The following is a 25,278-nucleotide window of genomic DNA, read 5'->3' as shown; positions in this document are numbered from 1 at the left end:
GGGCGCCGCGGCGCGGGAACCATCGTGCGCATGCCCGGACACGCACCGCTCGACGGCGTCCTGCTCGACGCGCTGGACTCTGCGGGGAGGCCGCGAGCCGTCGGCGTGCCGGACGCGGTCCGACGGCTCGCGACGGAGCTCGCCAGGCTCGCGGTACCGGTGTCGTGCCCGGGCTGCGGGCTCGCCGACGCGCGGCTGTGCCAGGACTGCGCCGCGCCGTGGTGGGAGGAGCCGATGCGCGTCGAGACGTGCGCCCCGCGCCTCCTGGTGGACGGGCAGGGCACGTTGCCGGTGTGGGCGGTCGCGCCCCTCGTCGGCGCGGTGGGCGGCACGGTGGCCGCGTGGAAGGACGGGCACCGACGCGACCTCGACCGCTGGGTGGCGGCGGCCATGACACGCGCGGCCGTCGCGATCGCGCCCGCGCTGCTCGACGATGGTCTCATCCGCGTCGCCGTCGTCCCCGCGCCCGCGCGACGCGCGAGCACGCGACGCCGCGGCGCGGACCTGCCGCTGCTGCTCGCACGCGGCGTGGCCAGAGGTCTCGCTGCGGAGGGCGTCCACGGCGACCTCGAGCCGGCGCTCAGGATCGGCGCCGGGGAGTCGCGGGGGTCCTCCGCGCGGGGTCGGTGGCGGGACGCGCAGCGCGCCGTCCGCTGCGTCCGCAGGCCGACGTCTCCCGTGCTCCTCGTCGATGACGTGTTGACGACCGGCGCGACCCTCGCCGCCTGCTGCCGGGCCCTCGAGGGCGCCGGTGGAGCGGTGGTCGGGGCGCTCGCCGCCGTGTTCGTCGACACTGGTCGCGCCGTCGCCCCGCCGGGTCTACGCTGAGGAGCAAGACGACGACTGTCGTCACCTTCGATGGGCTGGGAGGTGATGCCGCTGGCGCGACGAACGCGCCGCCACCACCTGAAGTCCTGGCCGCCTGGCCACCCCACCTGAAGAAGGAGCTTCACCATGGACATCGCGATCGTCGGACGCCACACCAAGGTCTCCGAGGACATGCGTCAGCAGATCTTCGACAAGATGGAGAAGGTCGAATCCCTTGCCCCGCGTGCCACGCGCGCCGAGGTCAACGTGGTTCACGAGCGCAACCCGAGGCTGTCCTCCGATCGCGAACGGGTGGAGATCACCGTGCACGCGCACGGCGTGATCCGAGCGGAGGCGACGGCCGACGACCGCCACGTCGCCTTCGAGCGCGCGAGCGCGCGCATCGTCGAGCAGCTGCGCCGTCAGCACGAGCGGCGCGCGAACCGCCACAAGAACAAGCCATCGCTGCACGCCGTCGTGGCGCAGGAGATGGCCGCGTCATCCGCGCCGGACCCGACGCCGGAGCCGGCCGACGACGCGGTCCAGAGCGTCGAGGCCTGGGAGGGAGCGCCCGAGGGCGCGACGGTCGAGGTGCCGGTCGACGGCACCCCCATCAGCATCCGCTCCAAGACGCACAAGGCCTCGCCCATGACCGTGTCGGAGGCCATCGACCAGATGGAGCTCGTCGGCCACGACTTCTACCTGTTCATCGACGCCGACACATCTCTGCCGTCCGCGGTGTACCGCCGCCGGGGCTGGACCTACGGCGTGATCCGCGTCGAGGAGGACGCCGAGGCGGACCGCGAGAGCGCCTGACCTTCGCGCGATCGAGCGGCGCAGGGGAGCGATCCCCTGCGCCGCTTGCGCGTGACCTGCGCGACATGTGCCGGCGCTAGCATCGGCGCGTGCGCACCCGCGACTTCTTCCTCGTCGTCACCGCCGCCTGCCTGTGGGGCACCGGCGGACTGCTGGGCGCCGTGCTCGCGGAGGGCTCGGACGTCCCGCCCGCCTCGGTCGCGATGTGGCGCATGCTCATCGCCGGCGTCGCCCTGTCCGCGTGGGTCGCGCTCCGAGGCGGCGCGCGCGGTGGCTTCGGCGGCATCGGCGCCGCCGGATGGCGGCGCGTGCTCGTCACCGCCACGCTCACCGCGATCTTCGAGGTCCTGTACTTCACGGGCATCGCGCTGGCCGGCGTCGGGCTCGCGACGCTCGTCACCATCGGCTCGGCTCCCGTGTGGGTCGCGCTGTGGGACGCGGTCGCGCTGCGGCGCGTGCCGCCGCCGCGCTCCCTCGGGGCGCTCGGCCTCGCCCTCGTGGGGCTGGTGGCGCTCAGCGCATCGTCCCTCCACGCCGGAGCCGATGCGCTGGCCGGGGTCGCCGTCGCGCTCGTCACAGGCGCCGCCTTCGCGGGGATCACGGTCGTCAACCGCGCACCTGTCCCGGGACTCGGATCGGTGCGGCTGGTCGCGCTGTCCTTCGGCATCGGCGGGCTGGTGGTGCTGCCGGTGGCGGCGCTCACGGGCTGGGGCGTGCCGGCCGGCGTCGACGGCTGGACTGTGGCGCTGGTCATGGGGCTGTTCTCGACGGGCTTGGCGTACGTGGCGTACCTCGCGGGCCTCGTCACCGTGCCGCCCTTCGTCGCGACCGTCGTGTCGCTGCTCGAGCCGCTCGTGGCGGCGGTGCTCGGAGCGATCGTGCTGGGCGAGCGGCTGGGCTGGTGGGGCGTGGCCGGCGGGGCCGCGCTCGCGGCGGCGGTGGTGCTGTTGCGCCCACAGCGAGACGCGCAGGTCGACCCGGCCTGAGCGCCTACGATGGCTGGTGGATATCCACACCTCTAGGAGTCATTCGTGTCTGTTCTCGACCGCGTCATCCGCATGGGCGAAGGGCGCGTGCTGCGCCGACTGAACAGGGTCGTCGCCCTCACCAACGCCATGGAGAGCGTGTACGAGGAGCTGAGCGACGACGAGCTCAAGGCCCTCACCGACGAGTTCAAGGAGCGGTACGAGGGCGGCGAGTCGCTCGACTCGCTGATGCCCGAGGCGTTCGCGGCGGTGCGCGAGGCCTCCCGACGCACCCTCGGCATGCGCCACTTCGACGTGCAGATCATGGGCGGCGCGGCGCTGCACGGCGGCGACATCGCGGAGATGAAGACCGGTGAGGGCAAGACCCTCGTCGCGACCCTGCCGGCGTACCTCAACGCGCTCACCGGCCGCGGCGTGCACGTCGTCACGGTCAACGACTACCTCGCGAGCTACCAGTCCGACCTCATGGGTCGCGTTTTCCGCTTCCTCGGGATGGAGACCGGCTGCATCCTGTCCGGCATGCCGGCCGAGCTGCGCCGCGAGCAGTACGCGGCTGACATCACCTACGGCACCAACAACGAGTTCGGGTTCGACCACCTGCGCGACAACATGGCGCTCGACCCCAAGCAGCTGGTGCACCGCGGCTACCACTTCGCGATCGTCGACGAGGTGGACTCGATCCTCATCGACGAGGCGCGCACGCCGCTCATCATCTCGGGCCCGGCCCAGGCCGACCACGGCAAGTGGTACCAGGAGTTCTCGCGGATCGCGAAGTCCCTCACCATCGACGAGGACTACGAGGTCGAGGAGAAGAAGCGCGCCGTCGGCATGCTCGAGCCCGGCATCGACAAGGTCGAGAAGGCGCTCGGTATCGAGAACCTGTACGACCCCGCCAACACTCCGCTCATCGGCTTCCTCAACAACGCCGTGAAGGCCAAGGAGCTCTTCAAGCGCGACCGCGACTACGTGGTCCAGGGCGGCGAGGTCGACATCGTCGACGAGCACACCGGCCGCCTGCTCAAGGGCCGCCGCTACTCCGAGGGCCTGCACCAGGCGATCGAGGCCAAGGAGGGCGTGCAGATCAAGGCGGAGAACCAGACGTACGCCTCGATCACGCTGCAGAACTACTTCCGCCAGTACGACAAGCTCTCCGGCATGACCGGCACGGCCCAGACCGAGGCCGCCGAGCTCAACGCGACCTACGGCATGGGCGTGGTGCCGATCCCCACGAACAAGCCCATGATCCGTCAGGACCAGTCCGACCTCCTGTACAAGTCGGAGGCCGCCAAGTTCTCCGCGGTCATCGAGGACATCCTCGAGCGCAACAAGAACGGCCAGCCCGTCCTCGTCGGCACGGTGTCCGTCGAGAAGTCGGAGCGCCTGTCGAAGGAGCTGCGCAAGCACGGCATCAAGCACGAGGTGCTCAACGCCAAGCAGCACGAGAAGGAGGCGTCGATCGTCGCGGAGGCGGGCCGCAAGGGCGCCGTCACCGTCGCCACCAACATGGCTGGCCGAGGCACCGACATCATGCTCGGCGGCAACCCGGAGTTCCGCGCCGTGCAGGAGATGGCCTCTCGAGGGCTCGACCCGCACGAGAGCCCGGAGGAGTACGAGAAGGTCTGGGACGGCGTCTTCGACGCCGCCAAGGCTGCCGTCGCGACGGAGCACGACGAGGTCTTGGCCGCCGGTGGACTGTACGTCCTCGGCACCGAGCGCCACGAGTCCCGCCGCATCGACAACCAGCTACGCGGCCGCTCGGGCCGTCAGGGCGACCCGGGCGAGTCCCGGTTCTACCTGAGCCTCGAGGACGACCTCATGCGCATGTTCCAGTCGGGGCTCGCCGCGACCATGATGAACTCCGGCGCGCTGCCGGACGACGTGCCGATCGAGTCCAAGGTGCTGACGCGCGGCGTGCGCTCGGCGCAGGCGCAGATCGAGGGCCGCAACGCGGAGATCCGCAAGAACATCCTCAAGTACGACGACGTGATGAGCTCGCAGCGCTCGGTCATCTACGGCGAGCGCCGCCGCGTCCTCGACGGCGAGGAGTTCCGCGAGCAGGTCGAGCAGTTCATCGACGAGGTCGTCACCGCGTACGTGAAGGCGGCGACCATCGTCGGCTCGCCCGAGGACTGGGACCTCGAGGCGATGTTCAAGGACCTGCGCACCATCTACCCGGTGTCGCTGACCGAGGACGAGCTCATCGAGGAGGCCGGCGGTCTGGACCGCGTCACGACGGCGTTCCTGACCCGCGAGCTCGTCGCCGATGCGCGCGTGCAGTACGACGCCGTCGAGGAGCGCCTCGGCTCCGACCTGCTGCGGACCGTCGAGCGTCAGGTCGTCATGCAGGTCCTCGACGCCAAGTGGCGCGAGCACCTCTACGAGATGGACTACCTCAAGGAGGGCATCGGACTGCGGGCCATGGGCCAGCGCGACCCCCTCATCGAGTACCAGCGCGAGGGCTTCCAGCTCTTCGAGGCGATGACGGACTCGATCAAGGAGCAGTCGCTCCAGGTCCTGTACCGCGTCGAGAAGAAGGCCAAGGAGCCTCAGGCGCCCGGCCTGACCGAGGCCTCGGCGGCAGCGACCGCGGCAGCCGCGCCTGGCGGCACCGTGGCCGGCGCCGGTCAGCCCCGTCGGGTGATGAGCAACACCTCGGCCACTCCCGGCACGATGATGCAGGCGTCCATGGGTGCGCTCACCTACTCGGGTCCGTCGGACGACGGCTCGGGAGAGGTGAAGAAGTCAGGTCCGAAGGCGGGCGAGAAGCCCTCCGACGACGGCGTGACGTTCCCGGGCACCGCCAAGAACGCGCAGTGCCCGTGCGGCTCGGGCAAGAAGTACAAGCTCTGCCACGGCAAGAACGAGGACTGACGCTCACCCGAGCAGCAGCTCGGTGACCTGCCACCGCCCTGCGACCTCCTCGAGGCGCAGGGCGGCGGCGCGACAGCGGCCGGCGTGCTCGATCACGACGGACACCTCTGCCGCGGTGCGCGAGACGCGGGAGGCCCGAGCGCGGCGCACCCCCACCGGTCCGGTCAGGGTGCGCCCGGCGCGGATGGCGAGCGAACGCTGGCGGGCGACGTGGGCGAACGTGGCCTCGTCGAGCCAGCGCACGTAGGGGTCGATCGCCGGGCCGCCGAGCACCGCCTCCATCGCGGCCTTCGCGACCGTGCACGCGAGCGGCGTCGGGTCGCCCAGCGCGCGCCGGACTCGTGGACGCAGCCCCGGCAGCGACGCGGTCGTGGCGACGGGCTGGGCGCTCATCGTGACCACTCCTCGGGGAGCGCGAGCCGCTGGCCCGCATGGATGAGATCGGGGTCGGCGCCCACCACCTCCCGGTTGAGCGCGTAGAGGTCCGGCCACGCGCGGGCGACGTCGGCGGCGCTCCCGCCGCGCTCGCGCGCGGTGATGGACCACAGGGAGTCGCCGGTCTCGACGGTGATGGCCGATGGGTCCGCCGGTGGATCTGTTGTCGTGGCCGCTTCCGCTGTTGGAGCTGCGGCCGCCGCCGGCAGCCACCCGGCGCCGTCACCTGCGAGGCGAGGGTCGTGCGGTGGTGGGAGACGGTCGTCCGGCGTCGTGCCCGGCGGTGCGTCGAGAGACGCCTCGGGCACTCGCGCAGGCGACGTTCCAGGGTCGCCCTCGGACGCGGCGCGGGTCCATGCCGCCGGGGCGATCGTCGTCGAGCCCGTGGCTCCGGTCGACTCCGCGGCGGGGTCGAGCCACCCGGCGCCCGGCGCCGCCACGGCCGGAATCGTGAGCCCGGCGGCGACGGCGCCGCCGAGCGCCGCGGCGACCAGCCGCCGCCAAGCGTGCGGCATCGCCCGGAGCGCAGCAGCGCGGACCCGCGATCCGGTCGGCGCCGCCACAGCGAGCACGGTCGAGCCCGTCAGCACGGCGCACGCGATCGCTCCGAGCGCAGCGGCACCCGTGACGATGGCGTCCGACAGCGTCGCAGACGGGAGGCCCAGGTCGCTCGCGGCGGTCCATGCGCTCGCAACAAGCGCGGCGGCGAGCAGCGGTGCGGTCGCGAGCGCGACGAGCGCGGCGATTCGCCCGAGGACGTAAGGCGCGGTGCGGTAGGTCACTCTTCATCTCCTTAGATAGCGTTTGATGCTGTTTGATGACACTAGATATACATCGGCGATGTGTGTGCGTCCACCGCAGAGCCTTGGCTGTGGACGGGCCCGGCCGTAGCGTGGGCGCATGCGATGGGATGCCCTCTTCCGTGACCTCGAGGCGCAGGCCGTCGAGCTCGAGGCCAGCGACTGGCGGGCGGAGGTCGCCCAGCGGACACGCGGCGAACGCGCGTCGATCGAGCTCGCGGCGCGCGTGGCGGCGGCACGCGGACGCGAGCTGTCGCTCTCGCTACGCGACGGCAGCAGGGCGCGCGGTGTCCTGACGGACTCGGGTGGCGAGTGGCTCCTCCTCGACGACTCCGGCCGCGAGCGGCTCGTCCCCGCCGCGGCGATCGCCGGCATCGTGGGGCTACCAGCGCGCGCCGAGCAGCTCTCGGCGGTCGAGGAGCGGCTCACCATCGCCTCGGCGCTGCGAGCGCTGAGCCGCGATCGCGCGCGCGTTCAGGTGCGGTGCGGCGTCGATCTCGTGGGCATGATCGAGCGAGTGGGCGCCGATCACCTCGACCTCGCCGCCGAGCCGCAAGGCTCCGTCACGACGGTGCCGTTGTCGGGCCTGCTCGAGGTGGCCTCCGGCTAGGGCCGCGCCTGCGAGGCTCGCTGCCGCGACGCCTCGTACTGCCGGGCGATGTAGTCCTCGAGCTCGCTCGCCTCGACCCGCCAGATGCCGCGGCCCCCGACCTGGATCGCGGGCAGGTCGCCGCTGCGCACCAGCGCGTAGGCCTGCTGCGAGGAGATGTTGAGGACCTCTTGCACATCCTCGAGCGTGAGGAACCGCGGACTCATGCGGTCATTGTGGCACGGTGGCGCCTGTCCCTTGCCGCTGTCCACAGGGTCTTGGCACGACGGCGCTGAGTCGGCAGGATAGGCGCCACGGGCATCGTCGCCGCGAAGGCGACGCGTGCATCGTGTCGAGTGCACTGTCGAGGGGGGCAGCGATGGACGACGGATCCGTGGCCGGTCGGCTGCGCCGGCCGAGCTGGCGCGATCCCCGCTTGCTGGCAGGCCTCGCGCTCATCTGCGTCGCCATCGTGGGCGTGACCCTCGCCTTGCGCGCCGCGGATCAGACTGACCCCTACTACGTGGCATCGTCGACGCTCGTGCCGGGCACCGTGCTCGCAGAAGGCGACCTTGAGGTCGCCCGGGTGAAGGTCGATGGCGGCACCTACCTGGCGGTGGATGCCGACGCTCCGTGGGGTCAGGTCGTCACCCGCACCGTGAGCGCCGGCGAGATCGTGCCGGTTCGCGCGCTCGCGGCCGCTGACGGCTACGACGGTCGGGTCATCGGCGTCGTCTCCAGCACGCCGCTCGCTCCGGACATCGACTCTGGAGCCGCTGTCGACCTCTGGCTCGCGGTCGGCGAGGAACCGGTGGCGGCGATGGTCGCCGAGGGCCTCGTCGTGGCCGACGTGGCCCGCGCGGACGGTGCGTTCGCCGTCGCGGGCGGCGAGACCGTCTACCTCGCGGTGCCCCGCGACGCGGTCTCTGCGGTGCTGGACGCGGCTGCCTCGGGCGGCGACATCTCCGTCGTGGGCCACGGCGGACGCTGATGGCCAGCGTCGGGGTGATCCTGGCCGTCGCGGGCCGCTCCGAGGGTGCCTACGCGGCCGCGATCGATGCCCACCCTGGCCTGACGGTCGCGCGGCGATGCGCGGACCTCGCCGAGGCCATGGCCGCCGCAGACGGGGGAGCCGGCGGCGCCATCGTGGTGTCGGACGACCCGCGCCTCACGCGCGGCGCCGTCGAGATCCTGCGCCGCACGATTCCGGTGGTCGTCGCCGTCGCCGACGAGCCCGATGCCGCGGAGACCCTCCGATCGCTCGGAGTGCCCATCGTCCTCGGCCCCGGCGCGGACCCCGCCGACCTCGCCGCGCGCATCGCCGCGGAGCTCGTCGACCCGTCTCTGCGTGTCCACCCCGAGCCGCCTCCTGCGCCGCCGTCCGATGACGACGCCAGCGAGCGCGCCCCGACCGTGGGCACAGTCGTCGCAGTCTGGGGGCCGACGGGCGCTCCGGGTCGCACGACGATCGCGCTGAACATCGCGGCGGAGGCGGCCCGCGCCGGCGCCGGCACGCTGCTGGTCGACGCGGACACCTACGGCGGGGCGGTGGCGCAGGCCGTCGGTCTCACCGACGAGGCGCCCGGCCTTGCCGGCGTCGTGCGGCTCGCGCAGCGCGGGCCTGTCGATGCGACTGCGGTGCGCCGCCACAGCCTCGCGATCGATGAGCGGCTCGCGGTGCTGACGGGGATCACGCGGCCGCAGCGCTGGAGCGAGCTGCCGGGCTCGGCCGTCGAGGCGGCGCTCGCGGCGGCCCGGTCCGCCTACGACGTCGTCGTGGTCGACTGCGGCTTCAGCCTCGAGGTTGACGAGCACCTGCAGTACGACACGCGAGCGCCGCAGCGCAACGGCGCGACCCTGGCGGCGCTCGGCGCTGCTGACCGGGTGGTGGCGGTGGGCAGCGCCGAACCGCTCGCGATGCAGCGGCTCATCCACGGCCTGAGCAGCCTTGCCGAGCGGGGTGTCACCGATCCGCTCGTCGTGGTGAACCGCGTGAGGTCCGCGGTCGCCGGTGCGCGGCCGGAGGAGACGGTCGCGGATGTCCTGGCGCGCTTCGCGGGCGTCGGCAGCGTGTTCCCGGTGCCCTTCGACCCGTCGGCGCTCGACGCGGCCGCGCTCGCGGGGCAGGTTCTCGCCGAGTGCGCGCCGCGGTCGAAGGCGCGGCGCGCGATCGCCGCAGTCGCCGTCGTCGCATGCGCCGCAGTGGAAGCGCAGGCGCCGCCGCGTCGTGCCGCCGTCGCGCCGAGCGCGGTGGGACACTGAGCGCATGCGCGTCTACGTGCCCGTCCACCCGTCCGACCTCGCCGCGGCCGTCACCGGCCAGTGGGAGCCCGCCTCCGGCTATGCGCTCACCGCCAGGCTGCTCGACATCACCGCCGTCGAGGACGAGGAGGAACTCGTCGAGCAGGTCCGCGACGCTGCCGCCGCGGACGCGGTCCTCGAGCTCGGCGCCTCGCGGCGCGCGGTTGTAGTCGTCGACTATCCGCGGCAGGACGTCACGCCGGTGACGGGAGCGCACCCCGCCGCCGTCACGCTCGAGGGGCGGGTTGATCCCGGTTCCGTCGCGTGCGCCTTCGTCGACGAGGCCGACGGGGGAGAAGACGCCGCACTTGCGGCGAAGGGCGACGCCGAGGCGCTGGCACGCCTCGAGGAGAGCGACCTGCTCTGGTACGACGCGTCGGAGCTCGCCGCGCTGGACCTGTAGGCCCTCGCGTCAGCGGGCGCGGAGCGCCTCCAGCAGTGCCGGGTGCAGCCGGCCATTCGTGGCGAGCGCGTCTCCGCCGAAAGGTCCCGGCTCGCCCGCGAGCGACGTGAACGTGCCGCCAGCCTCCTCGACGACGGGCACGAGCGCCGCCATATCGTAGAGCTCCAGCTCCGGCTCGCAGGCTGCGTCGACGACGCCCTCGGCCACGAGCACGTAGCTCCAGAAGTCCCCGTACGCCCGGGTGCGCCACACCGTACGGCTGAGGTCGAGGAAGGCGTCGAGCAGTCCGCGCTCCTCCCAGCCCGTGAGCGACGAGTACGACAGGCTCGCTCCGCCCACCTCGGCGACGTCCGAGACCGAGACGGCACGCGCATCGGCCGTGCTGAAGCCCTTCCAGGCGCCGTCCCCGGCGGCGGCGAACCAGCGCTGGCCGAGCGCGGGCGCGCTCACGACGCCCACGACGGGGCGGCCGTCGTCGACGAGCGCGATGAGCGTCGCCCACACCGGAACGCCGCGGATGTAGTTCTTGGTGCCGTCGATGGGGTCGACCACCCATTGGCGCGAGCCGCCGGACTTGTCGGCGAACTCCTCGCCGTGGAACGCGTCCGCGGGGCGGTGCTCGTCGAGGAGGCGTCGGATCAGCAGCTCGGTCTCGCGGTCGACCGCGGTCACGGGGGTGTCGTCCGCCTTGAGCTCGACGGTGAGGTCGTCGGAGGCGAAGTTGGCCAGGGTGAGCGCGTCGGCCTGGTCGGCGATCGTCATCGCGAGCGCGAGGTCCTCGGCGTACGGTCCGGTGGGCTGCATGGCACTCAGGCTAGCGGGCCGATGCGCGTGCCCGGCCGGGTGCGCCTGTGCCTTGTGCTCCTGTGCGGTGTCGTCGCGACTGACCGCCGGGCGGGATGTCCGTTGGGAGCCTGGGGAGGGGCGCTTGCGACGGACGGAGGCGGCAGGCGTCAGGCGGGATTGAACCGCCGCGAGGCATGGCACAAGGTTCGCAACCTTCACTTGACGGGCACCTTGGAATGCGCTTACCGTGGACGAGAGCCGGTGAGAAACCGGTTTCTCGGCGTTCTCGATGGGGAGGGCGCTCAGTTTTCGCATCTCAACGGGGAGATTCATGAGACTGACAGCCACCAGGCTTCGCACATCCTTGGCCGCGCTCACGGCGGCCGCCCTCGTCGCCGCGGGAGCGGTGCCGGCCGGCGCGGTAGGGCCCGCGGGCGCGCTCGACGCCAACGAGCTGCCGTTGGGGGACGTCTACGTGGAGAACGTGCAGGTGGGCGACTTCACGATCAACGCCGAGGCGGGCAAGGAGGTGGACGTGCGCGGCACCGACCGCACCTCCGACCGCGGCGACGTCTACGCGCAGCGCCTAGAGCTGAACGGCTCAGGAACGCAGTCCAACCGCTCGATCGCGTTCACCGCGGACGGACCCACGCAGGTGCTGGTCCACGCGCGCAGCGGCTCGAGCAGCGCCGACCGCGCGCTCGCCCTCTTCGATGCGAGCGGTGAGATCGCACGCGTGCCGGCCCTCGCCGACGACTCGGGCGTGCCCGTCGCGACCGAGATCCTCGACGTCCCGGCCGCGGGCGACTACTGGATCGCCTCGCCCAGCAGCGGCGTCAACGTCTTCTACCTCCAGCTCGGCCTCGATGAGCCGGTCGACCGCGCGGCGTGGGACTCCGTCGCCGCGCCGGAGATCACCGGCGTCGCCGTCGACCCGACGGACCCGAGCCGGGTCCTCGTCCAGTACGACGGCCTGCTCGGGGACGACGGCGGCGACATCGCCGCGGCCGTGCTCCGCGATGCCGACGGTGCGATCGCCGACCGCGCGTTCACCGCGACCGACGGCGCCACCGGCACCATCGGCCTCACGCCTCCGGCCTCGGGTGACTACACGGTCGAGGTGTCGCTCACTCGGTCCGGGGAGGCCGCCGCGCTCACCTCCGAGCCCGCCGCGCTCAGTGGCTTCGCGTTGCCGCTCGGCGCGCCCGAGGTCACCGGAGCCCTCACGACCGCCGTCGCGAACGGCAGCGCGACCGTGACCCTCGAGTGGGGCGCGGTCGCCGAGGCGGAGACCTACTCGGTCGAGACCATCCAGGGTGGCGCCCCCTTCGAGCCGGCCGTCGCCGATGTGGCAGGCACCGCGGCGGACCTGACGGGCCTCACCCCCGGCGCGACCTACCAGGTGCGCGTCGTCGCGCACCGCGGAGCGGACTCCACCGCTGGACCCGCGACCGTCGTCGAGGTCGCCACCGCCGTCGAGCGATGGCAGGTCGCCGAGGTCGGCTCCAACGCCTCGGGGCTCGGCGAGGAGCGCATCACCGTCGGCGACGACGGCACCATCGCGTTCGACGCGACGGGCTCCAGCACCAAGATCGCGACCTCCGAGGACGGCTTCCTCTACTTCTTCACCGAGGTCGACCCGGAGAACGAGAACTTCACGCTGCGCGCGACGTTCGAGGTCACCGACGACTCCGCGGCGGACAACCAGTCCGGCTTCGGCGTCATCGCGATCGACGACGTGGTCACCGCGTCCTCGCCGCACCGCTACTTCAACTCCGCGGGCGCGGTCGTGACCCGGTACTACGACGCCACCCCCGAGGTGGTGAACGGCACCCCGGGCGCGCGCTTCGTGACCGGCTACAGCGGCAGCACCAACGCCCCCGACGGCGTGCGCGACGACAGCGCGTCCGAGGAGTTCGACTCGACCTTCCGCACGGAGGCCGGCTCGTCTCGCAAGTTCGTGCAGGGCGACGTCTACGACTTCTCGCTGCGCCGGTCGAACACCGGCTTCCACGCCATCTGGCACCGCGAGGGATCGGACGACATCGAGGTGATCGAGTACAACCCCGACATGCTGCTGGTGCAGAACGAGGATGCGTTCTACGTGGGTCTCGCCGTCGCGCGCAAGATCGCCGTGACGGTGACGGACTGGGAGTTCACCACCATCCATCCGGATGACGACGAGGAGGCGCAGGACCCGCCCACGGAGTACGTGCCCACGTCCCTCGCGGTGGACGTCACGTCGACGTCGTCGGCGAGCGAGATCGCGATTCCGCTGGTGGCCGACTTCCACGGCACGGGCCAGATCCTGTCCTCCGCGGGCGACGTGCTGGTCGACGGCCTCGCGCTCACGCCGGGTCAGTCCGCCGAGGGCACGGTCGCCCTCGCGCCGGGAGCCAACACCTTCATCGCCCGCGCGACCCCGGGGCCCGACCAGCCGCAGCTGGGCGAGTTCGAGGAGCTCGAGTCGCTGGATCCGGTCGACGTCGAGGTCGTCATCACCGTGGACTCGTTCGGCGCGCCGGGGCAGTCGCTCTGGGTCGCGCCCGACGGCACCCCCGACGGCGACGGCACCCGCGGCAACCCGCTCGACCTGCACACCGGGGTGGCGTACGCGCAGCCCGGCCAGCAGATCGTGCTCGTGGACGGCACCTACACGCCGGACCGCGCCATCGTGGTCGGGCGCGGCCACGACGGCACCGAGGATGCGCCCATCACGCTCATGTCCGAGCCCGGCGCCCGTGCGGTGCTCGACCTGACCGACTCCGAGGGTGGTGGCATCCACCTCCGCGGAGACTGGTGGCACGTGTACAACCTGGAGATCACCGGCGCCCAGCCGGTGTCCAAGCCGATGCTCGTGCAGGGGCACCACAACGTCGTCGAGCGCGTCGAGTCCCATCACAACCAGGACACCGGCATCCAGATCTCGGGTGCGTCCACGGAGCCGCCGTCGATGTGGCCGTCGCACAATCTCGTCGTGTCCTCGGAGTCGCACCACAACGCGGACCCGAGCGGCAACGACGCGGACGGCTTCGCCGCCAAGCTCACCGTCGGCGAGGGCAACGTGTTCCGCCACAACATCGCTCACCACAACATCGACGACGGCTGGGACCTGTACGCGAGGTCCACGACCGGCCCGATCGGCACGGTGGTGATCGAGAGCTCGGTCGCGTACGAGAACGGCTTCCTCAGCGAGGACCCGTCACGCACCGGCGAGGGCAACGGGTTCAAGCTGGGCGGCGAGTCGCAGCCCGGCGATCACCTGCTCAAGGACTCGATCTCGTACGGCAACCTCGCCACGGGCGTGACGTCCAACTCGGGCCCCGACGTGCGGCTCGACGGCGTCACCACGGTCGACAACGGCCGCGGCGTGCGGCTCGAGTCCAACGCGCCCGCGACGGACTACGAGGCCAGCGGAGTCCTGTCGTGGCGCAACCCCGACAGCGATGCGCTCGGCCTCAAGCAGGCCGACACCTCGCTGCTGGCGTCGCCGACGAACTACTTCGACGGCGCCACGTCCAACCCCGCTGACGGTCGGCCGGTCGAGGTGACCGCGGAGTGGTTCGTCACGACGGACTTCGCCTCGATCACCCCGGAGATCGCGGCGGACGGCTCCGTCGAGATGCACGGCCTCTACGAGCTGACTGGCGTCGCGCCGGCCGATGTCGGCGGTCGTCTCCAGGCGGTCGAGGATCCGAACGTCATCGAGGTGCTGCCGGAGCCTGCCGGGCCTCAGGCGTGGCTGGCGACGGCCATCTACCAGCGCGGCGACGTGGTCCAGCACGACGGTCTCGTCTACGAGGCGCGGTGGTGGACCCGCGGCTGGGCGCCCTCGGACTCCCCGTGGGGCCCGTGGACCGAGCTCGGCGAGGCGCCGGCCGGGCCTGCCACCGCCGAGTGCGCTGCGCCGTGGAGTGCGGGCACCGTCTACCGCCACGGCGACGTGGTCTCTCACGACGGCGCGAACCACCGCGCGCTGTGGTGGACCCGCTCGCAGGAGCCCGGCGACTCGGTCTGGGGTCCGTGGGAGTCGCAGGGCGCCTGCGCCTGAGCGGCACCAGGCGCGCGCTGTGGGAGGCCCGAGATGGCCGGGCCTCCCACAGCGCGACCGGCGCGTGTCGTCCGGACTGGCGCACGGTCGAGCGTCAGTCCGGACGTCTCATGGGTGACGTCGCGACTGACGGGCCCGCGAAGTGTGGGTGGCGACGATACGGCCGGGAGAGCGCCGATGCGCGGGCCGGGTGGGCCTCCCACAGCGCGGCCGGCGCGTACCGCTCAACACACACCCGGTGCAGGTGCGACTCCTGAGACCGGTGTGACGGCACATAGTCACCATCTGCCCCAGGCGTCCCGGCCGTGTGTTGAGCGGTACGCGGGGCGCGTGCTCATGCGCGGGCTGGGCTCAGTACGTGTCGGCCTGCGCGCGGCTCGCGAGCAGCCGCCGGATCGAGTCCACCCGCGCGCGCTGGTCGGGCGTCGAAGCCCACGCGTCGAGCTCGCAGCCGGCCTCGGCGGACTCGTGGGTGCACCCACGTGGGCACCGCTCGGCCGCAGCCTCGGCCACGTCGGGGAACGCCGCGATGAAGTGCTCGGGGTCGACGTGTGCGAGGCCGAATGACCGGACACCAGGGGTGTCGATGATGCGCCCGCCGAACGGCAACTCGAGCGCGACCGCGGAGGTCGAGGTGTGGCGCCCGCGGCCGGTCACGTCGTTGACGACCCCGGTCGCGCGGCCGGCATCAGGCACGAGCGCGTTGACGAGAGTCGACTTGCCCACGCCCGAGTAGCCGACGAGCACGGTCGTGCGGTCGGCGAGCCGCTCGCGCACCGCCTCGAGGCCCTCGATCGTGCGCTCGTCGCCCTCCCGTCGCATCGTGGTGGCGACCACCTCCACACCCAAGGGTGCGTACGCCGCCGCCAGCGCATCGGCGCTTGCGAGGTCCGCCTTGGTGAGCACAAGCAGGGCGTCCATGCCGGCGTCGAAGGCCGCCACCAGGCACCGATCGATCATCCGCGGGTTGGGCTCGGGGTCGGCGAGCGCCGTGACGATGCCGAGCTGGTGCGCGTTCGCGACGACCACGCGCTCGGTGGGGTCGGCGTCGTCGGCGGTGCGGCGCAGCTCGGTCGCGCGCTCCTCGCGGCGCACGATGCGCGCGAGCGAGCCCTCGGCGCCCGTCACGTCGCCCACCAGCGCGACGCGGTCGCCGACGACGAGGCCGCGCCTGCCGAGCTCGCGCGCCTTGACCGCGATCACCTCGGTGCCGTCGGCTTCCAGGTGCACGGTGAGCCTGCCGCGGTCCACGCCGACGATGGTGCCGGGCACCGCGTCCTCGTGCGCGGGACGGCGCTTGGAGCGCGGCCGGGAGCCGCGCCGGTTGGGTCGCACCCGCGCGTCGGACTCGTCGTACTCGCGCCTCACGCGCCGAGCATCGCCTTCCACATGGCAGGGAAGTCCGGCATGGTCTTCGAGGTGGTGCCCACGTCGAGGATCTCGACGCCCGGCACGGCCAGGCCGATGATCGCCGCGAAGGTCGCCATCCGGTGATCGTGATAGGTCTCCATGACCGCGGCGTTCAGCCCGCCTTCGGGAAGGCCGCCGAACGTCAGCGACTCGTCGGCCGCCTCGCAGGCGCCGCCCACGCGCTCGACCTCGGCGGTGATCGCGGCGAGACGATCGGTCTCGTGTCCGCGCAGGTGGCCGATGCCGGTGAGGCTGCTCGCCCCGGTCGCCAGCGCGCACAGCGCCGCGATGGTGGGGGTGATCTCTCCGGCGGGCGACAGGTCCGCGTCGATCGCATCGATGCCGCCGTCGGCGAGGCCAGGAGCGGTCACGCTGAGCACGTCTCCGTCGAGCGCGCAGGTCGCGCCCATGCGCTCGAGGATCTCGGGGAACAGCGCGCCCGGCTGCGTCGTGCTCGCCGGCCACCCGGGGATGCGCACGGTGCCTCCCGCGACGAGGGGCGCCGCGATGAACGGGCCCGCGTTCGACAGGTCGGGCTCGACGCGCACGTCTCCCAGCGCGATGGAACCGGGGTGCACCACCCACGTCCGCTCGTCGGGCTGGTCGACCCGGACTCCGGCCTCGCGCAGCGTCTCGCAGGTCATGTCGATGTGCGGCAGGCTCGGCAGCGTCTCACCCGTGTGGCGGATGGTGAGCCCGTGCGGCAGACGCGGCGCGACCAGCAGCAGCCCGGTGACGAACTGCGAGCTCGCCGAGGAGTCGACGTCGACCTCGGCGGGGACGGCGGCCGGAGGGGTGACGGTGAAGGGCAGCGTCCCGCGGCCCTCGTCGTCGACCGTCGCGCCGAGCGCGCGCAACGCGTCGAGCAGCGGCCCCATGGGACGCACGCGTGCGCCCTCGTCTCCGTCGAACGTGACCGGACCGTCGGCGAGCAGCACGAGCGGGGGCACGAAGCGCATGACGGTGCCGGCAAGCCCGCAGTCGACGTGGGTGCCGCCGCGCACGGAGGCGGGCGTCACCTGCCAGGCCGCGCCCGCATCGTCGATCTCCACGCTCATGCCGCGCAGCGCCGCCATCATCAGGGCGCTGTCGCGAGAGCGCAGGCCTCCACGGATGGTGACGGGCGCGTCGGCCAACGCCGCGAGCACCAGGAAGCGATTGGTGAGCGACTTCGAGCCGGGGACCTCGACGGTCGCGTCGAGGGAGCCGGACGCGAGCGGTGCGGGCCAGACCTCTCCTGGGCCGGTGCCGATCGGGTGCGTCGCGGCGACGCTCAAGCGCGCTTCTTCACGGCGCGCTTGGCGTGACGGGCCTCGGACTTCACGACGGCCGCGCCCTTCTTCGCCTCGGCCTTGGCCTGCTCCTTGGCCTTGACAGCCTTGGCGCGTGCCTTGCGGCGAGGACTGTGCCCGGCGGTCGCCGCGAGCAGTGTGCCGCCCAGCAGCGAGACATTCTTGAGGAACAGCTCCATCTGCTGCTCCCGCTTCTCCTCGTCCTGCTCGAGCCAGAACGGGCGCCCGGCCGCGACCGTGGCGGCCGTGAGGCCGGCGAGCACCAGGCCCGCAGTGCGCGGCGTGCGCGACAGAGCCAGGACGGTGGCGGCGGCGACCGTGGCGACGCCGTGCGCCTTGACCAGGTCCGTCGTCTTCACGTCCTCGAGTCCCGCCTCCTTGAGCAGCGGCTCCACGACGGGAGCGGCGCGCTCGGCGCGCTTCTCGGGCTCGAGGACGGACTGGACTCCGCCGTAGACGAACCACGTGGCGAGCAGGGGCCTGGCGAGGTGTCGGAACATGCCTCCTACGCTATCAACTTGCGCACGCCTGGCACAGGGGAGAGCGCATCGGCCCTGTGCGTCCTCCTGCGCCACCCTGCGCCACCCTGCGCCATCCTCGTGCCGCCTGGAGGAAGGTCTTCTTCGCACAACGGCGAGCTCGATCGTCCTGGAGGACGAGAATCTCCGGACGCGCCTGTCCGGATCTGGGAATGCTGGCCGCGGCGACGGCGTTGTTCGCGGCATGACCGCGACTGCGACGCGCCCGACGAGCGCCTCCGCCCCTGGGGCAGGAGCCGATGCTGGAGTAGGCTCGCCCGTCATGACCGACGCTCAGCTGGACTTCGAGACCGAGGCGCTGTCCTACATGGACCAGCTCTTCGCGGCAGCGCTGAGGATGACGCGCCACCGCTCGGACGCCGAGGACCTGGTCCAGGAGACGTACGCCAAGGCGTTCGCCGCGCAGGACAAGTTCAAGCCGGGAACCAACCTCAAGGCTTGGCTGTACCGGATCCAGACCAACGCGTTCATCAACACGTACCGCAAGAAGCAGCGCCAGCCCAAGCTGTCCGACGCCGAGCAGGTCGAGGACTGGCAGATCGCGGCGGCCGCCGAGCACACCAGCTCCGGCCTCGCATCGGCCGAGCAGGAGGCGCTCGACACCATCGGGGACGACGAGGTCAAGCAGGCCCTCGCCGAGCTGCCCGACGACTTCCGCATGGCGGTCTACCTGTCCGACGTCGAGGGATTCGCCTACAAGGAGATCGCCGAGATCATGGACACCCCGGTGGGGACCGTCATGTCACGACTGCACCGGGGACGCAAGCTGCTTCGCGAGAAGCTGAGAGAGTATGCGGCCGAGCGCGGCGTCTACGACAAGCGCCCGACCGCACCGAAGGACAGTGGGGAGGTGTGCCATGCCCGGAAGGGAGTGTGAGGAGGCCCTCGATCGACTGTTCGAATACATCGACGATGAGCTGCCGCAGGACGAGCTTCGACGCATCGGCGATCACCTGAAGACGTGTCCGCCGTGCGAGGCGGAGCACAAGATCAAGGAGAAGATCAAGAACCTCACGGCGCGCACCGGTGGCGACACCGCGCCCGAGGAGCTTCGTGAACGGATCCTCGCCTCGATCCGCTCGGCGCGCGAAGGCGTCTGAGCTCTTCAGGGTGCCCGCGGTGAGACGCGGGAGACCGGATCACCCGGTGGTCGCTCGCGACCCCTGACCGGGACGACCCCGGAGACGACGAAGGCCGCATCGGAACTGATCCGATGCGGCCTCGACGTATGCGCACTCAGGCGTTGGGACGCTTGCCGTGGTTGGCTCCGCCCTTGGCACGCGCCTTGCGCTTGCGGCCTCGCTTGCTCATCGGGATCCCCCTTTCTCACGCGGGTGCTGCGACAGACGACTGTCTATCTTCCCACACTCCCTCTCCACCTGGTCGCCACGGGCATTACGCTCCCTCAAGATCGACCTGTTCTGTGCCGATGGAGGTTCCGTGAGCGACCAGCCTGTTTCCGTCATCCCGTTCCTGCACGCGCTTGCGAGCACGGGCGGCTCCGACCTTCACTGCAAGGTGGGCTCCGCGCCCCGCATCCGCGTCGACGGGCGCCTGCGCAAGCTGCAGGTGCCGCCGCTGACCCCGGCGGACACGCGCAACATGGTCGCGCAGGTCCTGCCCGAGGACCTGGTCGCGCAGTTCCGCGACACCCACGAGGCGGACTTCGCGTTCTCGCTGTCCGGCGTGGGCCGCTTCCGCGTCAACGCGTACGTCGCGCGTGGCACCGACTGCCTGGTGTTCCGCCGCGTCGCCGTCGGAGCGACGCCCATGGAGGAGCTGGGCCTGCCGCCCGTCATCGCGGACCTCGCTCTCGAGCCCCGCGGCCTCGTGCTCGTCACGGGCCCGACGGGTTCGGGAAAGACCACGACCCTCGCGTCGATGATCGACCTGATCAACACCTACCGCGAGGTCAACATCATCACCATCGAGGACCCCATCGAGGTCCTCCACGCGGACAAGAAGGCGATCATCTCGCAGCGCGAGGTGCGCTCGGACACGCTCGACTTCACCAACGCGCTGCGCGGCGCGATGCGTCAGGACCCCGACGTCATCATGGTCGGCGAGATGCGCGACATCGAGACGGTGCGCGCCGCGCTGTCCGCCGCCGAGACCGGCCACCTCGTGCTCGCGACCCTGCACACCGTGGACGCGCAGGACACGATCAACCGCATCATCGACTTCTTCACCCCGCACGAGCAGAGCCAGGTCCGCGCGACGCTGTCGCAGACTCTGCGCGGCATCGTGTCGCAGCGTCTCGTGCGTCGTGGCGACGGCTCCGGTCGTACCCTCGCGGCGGAGATCATGGTCAACCACGGCCGCATCGCGGAGGCGATCGTCGACCCTGCGAGCCAGCCTCCGATCCTCGACCTGATCGCCGAGGGCGAGTACTACAAGATGCAGACGTTCGACCAGCACCTCTTCCAGCTGGTGCAGGCGGAGACGGTGTCGGTCGACGACGCGGTCGCGATCGCGTCGCGCCCGCACGACCTGCTCGTGAGCCTGCGCAACGCGGGCGTCATCGTCTAGCCCGCTCGCCGCGGTCCTGCCGCACGGCACGCGTGCCGTGCGGTGACGTGCGCCGACGGCGAGACGCGCAGCGCGCGCTCCTTCAGGCCGCCGGCGAAGCGGTCAGTCCTGCTCGGGCAACCCGAGCCAGGAGTGCCACTGCGAGTGCAGCACGAGCCACGCCATGAGGCCGTAGCCGGCCTGGAGCGGCAGCGCGCCGCCGCCGGTGTCCATGTCCGTGGCCCACTGGTCGTGACGCACCAGCGGCCCGTACATGTCGACGTAGGGGACGTCGCGGCGGGCGGCGGCCTCCTCGCACAGCGCCGCGTACTCACCGAGTGCCCGGCGGTCCTCGACCGCGACGGGCGGGGGTCCGACGACCATGGCCTTCATCCCGAGCGCCGAGGCGCGGTCGAGCGTGTTGGCCAGGTGCAGCCGGGTCATCGTGGGGGACACCTTGCGGGCGACGTCGTGCCGGCCGATCGCGAACACGACGTGATCGGGGCCGGTCGCCTCCTCGGACGATCCGCGGCGGCGCAGCGCCTCGTCGTCCCAGCGGCTCGCGAGCTCGCCGGTGCTCTCGCCGGGCACGGCGAGGGTGTGGAAGCGCAGGTCCGGTCCCACGGGCAGGGTGCGGGCGACCACGCGGCCGGCCCAGCCCAGCGCCTTGGGGTCTCCGTGGCCGGCGACGAGCTCGTCGCCCACAAAGAACACGTTCCTCATCGCGAGAACGCCCTCGTCACCAGGTCCTCCTGCTCGTCCTTGTGACGCGAGGACAGGCCGGAGGCCGGCGAGGCCGATGCGGTGCGCGTGACGCCCACGACGTCGCGGCCGACGACCCGCGGCAGCGCGTGCGCGAGGTAGGTCCACGCGCCCTGGTTGCGCGGCTCCTCCTGCACCCACGTGAGCGGCACGTCGCCGTACGGCGCGAGGGCCTCGTTGATCGCCTCGTGGTCCAGCGGGTACAGCTGCTCGAGGCGCACGATGGCCGTCGACGTGTCGCCCGACTTGTCGCGGGCGGCGGCGAGGTCGTAGTAGACCTTGCCCGCGCACAGCAGCACGCGCTCGACGCCAGCCGGGTCCACGGAGGCGTCGCCGATCGCGGGACGGAAGGTCCCGGTCGTGAAGTCCTCCACGTCCGACTGCGCCGCGCGCAGGCGCAGCATCGACTTGGGCGTGAACACGATGAGCGGGCGGCGCGGGCGGTCGTAGGCCTGGCGGCGCAGCAGGTGGAAGTAGCTGGCCGGGGTCGACGGCATGGCCGCGATCATGTTGTCCTCGGCGCACAGCTGGAGGAAGCGCTCGACGCGTGCCGACGAGTGGTCGGGGCCCTGACCCTCGAAGCCGTGCGGCAGCAGCAGCACGACGGAGGAGGACTGGCCCCACTTCTGCTCGGCCGACGAGATGAACTCGTCGATGATGGTCTGCGCGCCGTTGACGAAGTCGCCGAACTGCGCCTCCCACAGGGTCAGCGCGTCGGGGCGCTCGACCGAGTAGCCGTACTCGAAGCCCAGCACCGCGTACTCCGACAGCGAGGAGTCGTAGATGTGCAGGGGAGCCTGGTCAGCGCTGAGGTAGCGCAGCGGCGCCCACTCGGCGCCGGTGGCGCGGTCGTGGAACACCGCGTGGCGCTGCACGAACGTGCCGCGGCGCGAGTCCTGGCCGGACATGCGGATCGGCACGCCCTCCTGGAGCAGGGTGCCGAACGCGAGCACCTCGCCGTAGCCCCAGTCGATGCCGCCGTCGCGCGTCATCGCGTCGCGCCGCTCGAGCAGCTTCTCGAGCTTGGGGTGGACGGCGAAGCCCTGCGGCGGGCGCGTGTGGGCGCGGCCCACCCGCTCGACGTGCGCCGGGGTGGCGGCCGTCTGCCAGCCCACCATGACGCCGGCGTCGGAGGACTGCGAGGACGGCAGCTCGAGGCCCGAGATCGACTCGGTGTCGGTGCCGGTGAAGCCCTCGCGGGTCTCGATGAACACGCGCTCGAGCTGGGCGAGGTAGTCCTGCGAGACGGCCTCGGCCTCGTCCTCGGTGATGTCGCCGCGGCGGATCAGCGCCTCGGTGTACAGGTGGCGGACCGAGCGCTTGGCCTCGATGAGGTCGTACATGCGCGGCTGCGTCATCGACGGGTCGTCGCCCTCGTTGTGCCCGCGGCGGCGGTAGCAGACCATGTCGACGATCACGTCGCGTCCGAAGGCCTCGCGGTACTCGAAGGCCAGGCGCGCGGCGCGCACGCAGGCCTCCGGGTCGTCGCCGTTCACGTGGAAGATCGGGATCTGGTAGCCCTTGGCGAGGTCGGTGCAGTAGCGCGTGGAGCGCGAGTCGCCGGGGCCGGTGGTGAAGCCCACCTGGTTGTTGATGATGACGTGCACGGTGCCGCCGGTCGCGTAGCCGCGCAGGCCGGCGAGGTTGAGCGTCTCCATGACGACGCCCTGGCCCGCGAAGGCGGCGTCGCCGTGGATGAGCACGGGCAGCACGGGGAAGCCGTCGGTCGCGGGGTCCGCGCCCAGCTGGTCGAGCTTGGCGCGCACGATGCCCTCGAGCACCGGGTTGACGGCCTCGAGGTGCGACGGGTTCGCGGCGAGGTAGACGTTGGTGGTCTCGCCGGTCTCCGCGGTGAAGGTGCCCTCGGTGCCGAGGTGGTACTTCACGTCGCCGGAGCCCTGGACGGAGCCGGGCACGGCGGTGCCGTCGAACTCGGAGAAGATCTGCGAGTAGGACTTGCCGGCGAGGTTCGCGAGCACGTTGAGGCGGCCGCGGTGGGCCATGCCGATGCAGACCTCCTGGATGCCGGCCACGGCGGCGGCGCCCATCATCGCGTCCATGAGCGGGATCAGCGACTCGCCGCCCTCGAGCGAGAAGCGCTTCTGGCCCACGTACTTGGTCTGCAGGAACGCCTCGAAGGCCTCGGCGGCGTTGAGGCGGCGCAGCACGCGCAGGTGCTCGTCGCGGGTGGGCTTGGTGTAGCCCTTCTCGAGCCGCTCCTGGAGCCACGCGCGCTGGGCGCGGTCCGCGATGTGCATGTACTCGACGCCCACGGTGCGGCAGTACGCGTCACGCAGGCGGCCGAGCACCTCGCGCATCTTCCAGCGGTCCTGGCCGCCGAACCCGCCGGTGGCGTAGTGACGGTCGAGGTCCCACAGGGTCAGCCCGTGGGTCTGCACGTCGAGGTCGGGGTGCTTGCGCAGGCGGGTCGACAGCGGGTCGACGTCGGCCATGAGGTGGCCGCGCGAGCGGTAGGCGTGGATGAGCTCGGCGATGCGAGCGGGCTTCGCGGCCTCGGCCTCCTCGTTGGTGGCGGAGTCCTGGACCCATCGGACGGGCTCGTAGGGCACGCGCAGGGCCACGAACACGCGGTCCCAGAATCCGTCGAGGCCCAGCAGCTTCTTGTGCACGAGCGCGAGGAACTCGCCCGACTGGGCGCCCTGGATGACGCGGTGGTCGTACGTCGAGGTGAGCGTCATGACCTTGGAGATGCCGAGCCGGGCCACGGTCTCCTCGGAGGCGCCCTGGTACTCGGCGGGGTAGTCCATCGAGCCGACGCCGATGATCGCGCCCTGGCCCTCCATCAGGCGCGGCACGGAGTGCACGGTGCCGATGGTGCCCGGGTTGGTCAGCGTGATGGTGGTGCCCTGGAAGTCGCCCGCCTGGAGCGCACCGGTGCGCGCCTTGCGGACGATGTCCTCGTAGGCCGCCCAGAACTTCGCGAAGTCCATGCGGTCCGCGTCCTTGACGTTGGGCACGAGCAGCTGGCGGACGCCGTCACCCTTGTCGAGGTCGATCGCGAGGCCGAAGTTGACGTGCTCCGGGGTGACGATCGCGGGCTTGCCCTCGTCCTGCGTGTACGCGACGTTCATCGCGGGCAGCTCGGTGAGGGACTCGACGATCGCGTAGCCGATGAGGTGCGTGAAGCTGACCTTGCCGCCGCGGGTGCGAGCGAGGTGGTTGTTGACCACCGTGCGGTTGTCCATGAGCAGCTTCGCGGGGATGGTGCGGACCGACGTCGCGGTCGGGACGGCGAGGCTGGCCTCCATGTTGGTGACCACGCGCGCCGCAGGTCCGCGCAGGCGCTCGACGCCATGCTTGACGTCCTTGGCGGACAGCATCTGGTGGTCGTGGCTCTGCAGGTACGCCGCGGTGGGCGCCTGGGCGGTCGCGATGGGCTGGGTGGCCGTGGACTCGCCGTCGGCCTCGGGCTCGACGGGCGGGGTGGGGGCCGATGCGGTCGCGGCGGGCATCGCCGGCGCGGACGGCTGGGAGGCGGCGGGCTGGCTCTCGGCGACAGGGGTCGGCGTGGGCGCGGCGGGCGCCGAGGCGGCCTGCGCGGACGCTGCCTGGGTGCTCGCTGGCTGAGCAGGCGCGGCAGGCTGGGCGGGCGATGCGGCACTGCTGGGCGCCGATGCGCTCGCGGCCGGGGTGGCAGCGCTCGGCTCGGGCGCGGGTGCGCTCGCGGCGGCGGGTGTCGCCGACGTGGGAGCGGAGTCCGCGGCTCCGTTGCCGAGGATGAGGGAGGCGACGGAGGGGGCCCCGGCGCTCTTGGAGACGGTGGTGCGGTCAGTGTCTGGCGCGCTGGTGTCGGTGGACACGTTGGGGCCGCTCGCTTTCTTGGCGCTCATGGCGTCGGGGGACAACGGTGTACTGCTAGGCATTGTCCAGCCTAAACGTCTGAGTCCGGTACCTCGTGCCC

General features: G+C 72.0%; 22 protein-coding genes. 12 read left to right on the top strand and 10 right to left on the bottom strand.

Going from position 1 to position 25,278, the window contains the following annotated elements:
* The first annotated feature begins 30 nt into the window (after positions 1–30).
* The 4 genes from B7K25_RS09840 to secA all read left to right on the top strand — a co-directional run bounded on the left by B7K25_RS09840 (position 31) and on the right by secA (position 5,480).
* A complete protein-coding gene (locus tag B7K25_RS09840; protein WP_234988167.1) occupies positions 31–828 on the top strand; it encodes a ComF family protein in 798 nt (265 codons plus the stop codon).
* Between the two features lie 126 nt (positions 829–954).
* Complete coding sequence (gene hpf / locus B7K25_RS09835) at positions 955–1,623, top strand: ribosome hibernation-promoting factor, HPF/YfiA family (protein WP_084105859.1); 669 nt, start codon at positions 955–957, stop codon at positions 1,621–1,623.
* A gap of 89 nt (positions 1,624–1,712) precedes the next feature.
* Entirely contained in the window at positions 1,713–2,609 is an 897-nt protein-coding gene (locus B7K25_RS09830; RefSeq protein ID WP_084105858.1) for a DMT family transporter, read from the top strand.
* A 72-nt stretch (positions 2,610–2,681) separates the two neighbouring features.
* Positions 2,682–5,480, top strand: coding sequence for a preprotein translocase subunit SecA (gene secA / locus B7K25_RS09825; protein ID WP_234988171.1), 2,799 nt, complete (start codon positions 2,682–2,684; stop codon positions 5,478–5,480).
* A 3-nt stretch (positions 5,481–5,483) separates the two neighbouring features.
* On the opposite strand, the gene B7K25_RS09820 is transcribed toward secA, so the two are convergent.
* Positions 5,484–5,873, bottom strand: a complete 390-nt coding sequence (locus B7K25_RS09820; RefSeq protein WP_084105856.1) for an Rv3235 family protein — start codon at positions 5,871–5,873, stop codon at positions 5,484–5,486.
* Positions 5,870–6,697: a LysM peptidoglycan-binding domain-containing protein gene (locus B7K25_RS09815; protein WP_084105855.1), complete on the bottom strand. Its 828-nt coding sequence runs from the start codon at positions 6,695–6,697 to the stop codon at positions 5,870–5,872. The genes B7K25_RS09820 and B7K25_RS09815 overlap by 4 nt, the downstream gene beginning before the upstream one ends.
* Before the next feature lie 118 nt (positions 6,698–6,815).
* Between B7K25_RS09815 and B7K25_RS09810 the strand changes: the two genes are divergently transcribed.
* Positions 6,816–7,325, top strand: a complete 510-nt coding sequence (locus B7K25_RS09810; protein ID WP_084105854.1) for a hypothetical protein — start codon at positions 6,816–6,818, stop codon at positions 7,323–7,325.
* On the opposite strand, the gene B7K25_RS09805 is transcribed toward B7K25_RS09810, so the two are convergent.
* Complete coding sequence (locus tag B7K25_RS09805) at positions 7,322–7,531, bottom strand: helix-turn-helix domain-containing protein (protein WP_084105853.1); 210 nt, start codon at positions 7,529–7,531, stop codon at positions 7,322–7,324. The two genes, B7K25_RS09810 and B7K25_RS09805, sit on opposite strands and share 4 nt — an antisense overlap.
* 152 nt (positions 7,532–7,683) lie before the next feature.
* Between B7K25_RS09805 and B7K25_RS09800 the strand changes: the two genes are divergently transcribed.
* From B7K25_RS09800 to B7K25_RS09790, 3 genes are read left to right on the top strand one after another with little or no spacing between them, the layout of a single operon-like run.
* Entirely contained in the window at positions 7,684–8,295 is a 612-nt protein-coding gene (locus B7K25_RS09800) for an SAF domain-containing protein (RefSeq protein ID WP_084105852.1), read from the top strand.
* The gene (locus B7K25_RS09795) at positions 8,295–9,566 is read left to right on the top strand and encodes a hypothetical protein (protein WP_084105851.1); all 1,272 of its coding nucleotides are present in this window, start codon (positions 8,295–8,297) and stop codon (positions 9,564–9,566) included. The genes B7K25_RS09800 and B7K25_RS09795 overlap by 1 nt, the downstream gene beginning before the upstream one ends.
* A gap of 4 nt (positions 9,567–9,570) precedes the next feature.
* The gene (locus tag B7K25_RS09790) at positions 9,571–10,008 is read left to right on the top strand and encodes a hypothetical protein (protein ID WP_144018952.1); all 438 of its coding nucleotides are present in this window, start codon (positions 9,571–9,573) and stop codon (positions 10,006–10,008) included.
* Between the two features lie 9 nt (positions 10,009–10,017).
* Here the strand turns inward: B7K25_RS09790 and hisN are convergent, their stop codons facing one another.
* On the bottom strand, positions 10,018–10,812 hold the full coding sequence (hisN, locus tag B7K25_RS09785; protein ID WP_084105849.1) for a histidinol-phosphatase: 795 nt from the start codon (positions 10,810–10,812) through the stop codon (positions 10,018–10,020).
* Positions 10,813–11,125: 313 nt separating this feature from the next.
* Here hisN and B7K25_RS09780 point away from each other — a divergent pair, with 313 nt between their 5' ends.
* A complete protein-coding gene (locus B7K25_RS09780) occupies positions 11,126–14,845 on the top strand; it encodes a carbohydrate-binding protein (RefSeq protein WP_144018951.1) in 3,720 nt (1,239 codons plus the stop codon).
* A 351-nt stretch (positions 14,846–15,196) separates the two neighbouring features.
* Here the strand turns inward: B7K25_RS09780 and rsgA are convergent, their stop codons facing one another.
* From rsgA to B7K25_RS09765, 3 genes are read right to left on the bottom strand one after another with little or no spacing between them, the layout of a single operon-like run.
* Complete coding sequence (gene rsgA, locus B7K25_RS09775) at positions 15,197–16,213, bottom strand: ribosome small subunit-dependent GTPase A (protein ID WP_084105847.1); 1,017 nt, start codon at positions 16,211–16,213, stop codon at positions 15,197–15,199.
* The gene (gene aroA, locus B7K25_RS09770; RefSeq protein ID WP_234988166.1) at positions 16,210–17,532 is read right to left on the bottom strand and encodes a 3-phosphoshikimate 1-carboxyvinyltransferase; all 1,323 of its coding nucleotides are present in this window, start codon (positions 17,530–17,532) and stop codon (positions 16,210–16,212) included. Before aroA ends, rsgA begins: the two co-directional genes overlap by 4 nt.
* The gene (locus B7K25_RS09765; RefSeq protein ID WP_084105846.1) at positions 17,529–18,047 is read right to left on the bottom strand and encodes a hypothetical protein; all 519 of its coding nucleotides are present in this window, start codon (positions 18,045–18,047) and stop codon (positions 17,529–17,531) included. Before B7K25_RS09765 ends, aroA begins: the two co-directional genes overlap by 4 nt.
* A gap of 301 nt (positions 18,048–18,348) precedes the next feature.
* Between B7K25_RS09765 and B7K25_RS09760 the strand changes: the two genes are divergently transcribed.
* Positions 18,349–18,963, top strand: a complete 615-nt coding sequence (locus B7K25_RS09760) for a sigma-70 family RNA polymerase sigma factor (RefSeq protein WP_234988165.1) — start codon at positions 18,349–18,351, stop codon at positions 18,961–18,963.
* Positions 18,944–19,186 (top strand): mycothiol system anti-sigma-R factor, encoded by a 243-nt coding sequence (rsrA, locus tag B7K25_RS09755; protein WP_159450179.1) that lies wholly within the window; start codon positions 18,944–18,946, stop codon positions 19,184–19,186. The genes B7K25_RS09760 and rsrA overlap by 20 nt, the downstream gene beginning before the upstream one ends.
* A 136-nt stretch (positions 19,187–19,322) precedes the next feature.
* Here rsrA and B7K25_RS14035 read toward each other — a convergent pair whose 3' ends face one another.
* Positions 19,323–19,397: a 50S ribosomal protein bL37 gene (locus B7K25_RS14035; RefSeq protein ID WP_371327667.1), complete on the bottom strand. Its 75-nt coding sequence runs from the start codon at positions 19,395–19,397 to the stop codon at positions 19,323–19,325.
* Between the two features lie 129 nt (positions 19,398–19,526).
* On the opposite strand from B7K25_RS14035, the gene B7K25_RS09750 reads away from it, so the two are divergent.
* Positions 19,527–20,615 (top strand): type IV pilus twitching motility protein PilT, encoded by a 1,089-nt coding sequence (locus B7K25_RS09750; RefSeq protein WP_084105840.1) that lies wholly within the window; start codon positions 19,527–19,529, stop codon positions 20,613–20,615.
* Between the two features lie 102 nt (positions 20,616–20,717).
* Here the strand turns inward: B7K25_RS09750 and B7K25_RS09745 are convergent, their stop codons facing one another.
* Both B7K25_RS09745 and B7K25_RS09740 read right to left on the bottom strand, forming a co-directional pair.
* Positions 20,718–21,317: a GDSL-type esterase/lipase family protein gene (locus B7K25_RS09745; RefSeq protein WP_084105838.1), complete on the bottom strand. Its 600-nt coding sequence runs from the start codon at positions 21,315–21,317 to the stop codon at positions 20,718–20,720.
* Entirely contained in the window at positions 21,314–25,207 is a 3,894-nt protein-coding gene (locus B7K25_RS09740) for a multifunctional oxoglutarate decarboxylase/oxoglutarate dehydrogenase thiamine pyrophosphate-binding subunit/dihydrolipoyllysine-residue succinyltransferase subunit (protein ID WP_084105836.1), read from the bottom strand. The genes B7K25_RS09745 and B7K25_RS09740 overlap by 4 nt, the downstream gene beginning before the upstream one ends.
* Positions 25,208–25,278 lie beyond the last annotated feature (71 nt).

Source organism: Demequina sp. NBRC 110056, assembly GCF_002090155.1.
Taxonomy (GTDB): domain Bacteria; phylum Actinomycetota; class Actinomycetes; order Actinomycetales; family Demequinaceae; genus Demequina.
The sequence above is the reverse complement of the archived record's forward strand: the minus strand, read 5'-3'. Positions and strand labels throughout refer to the sequence as shown.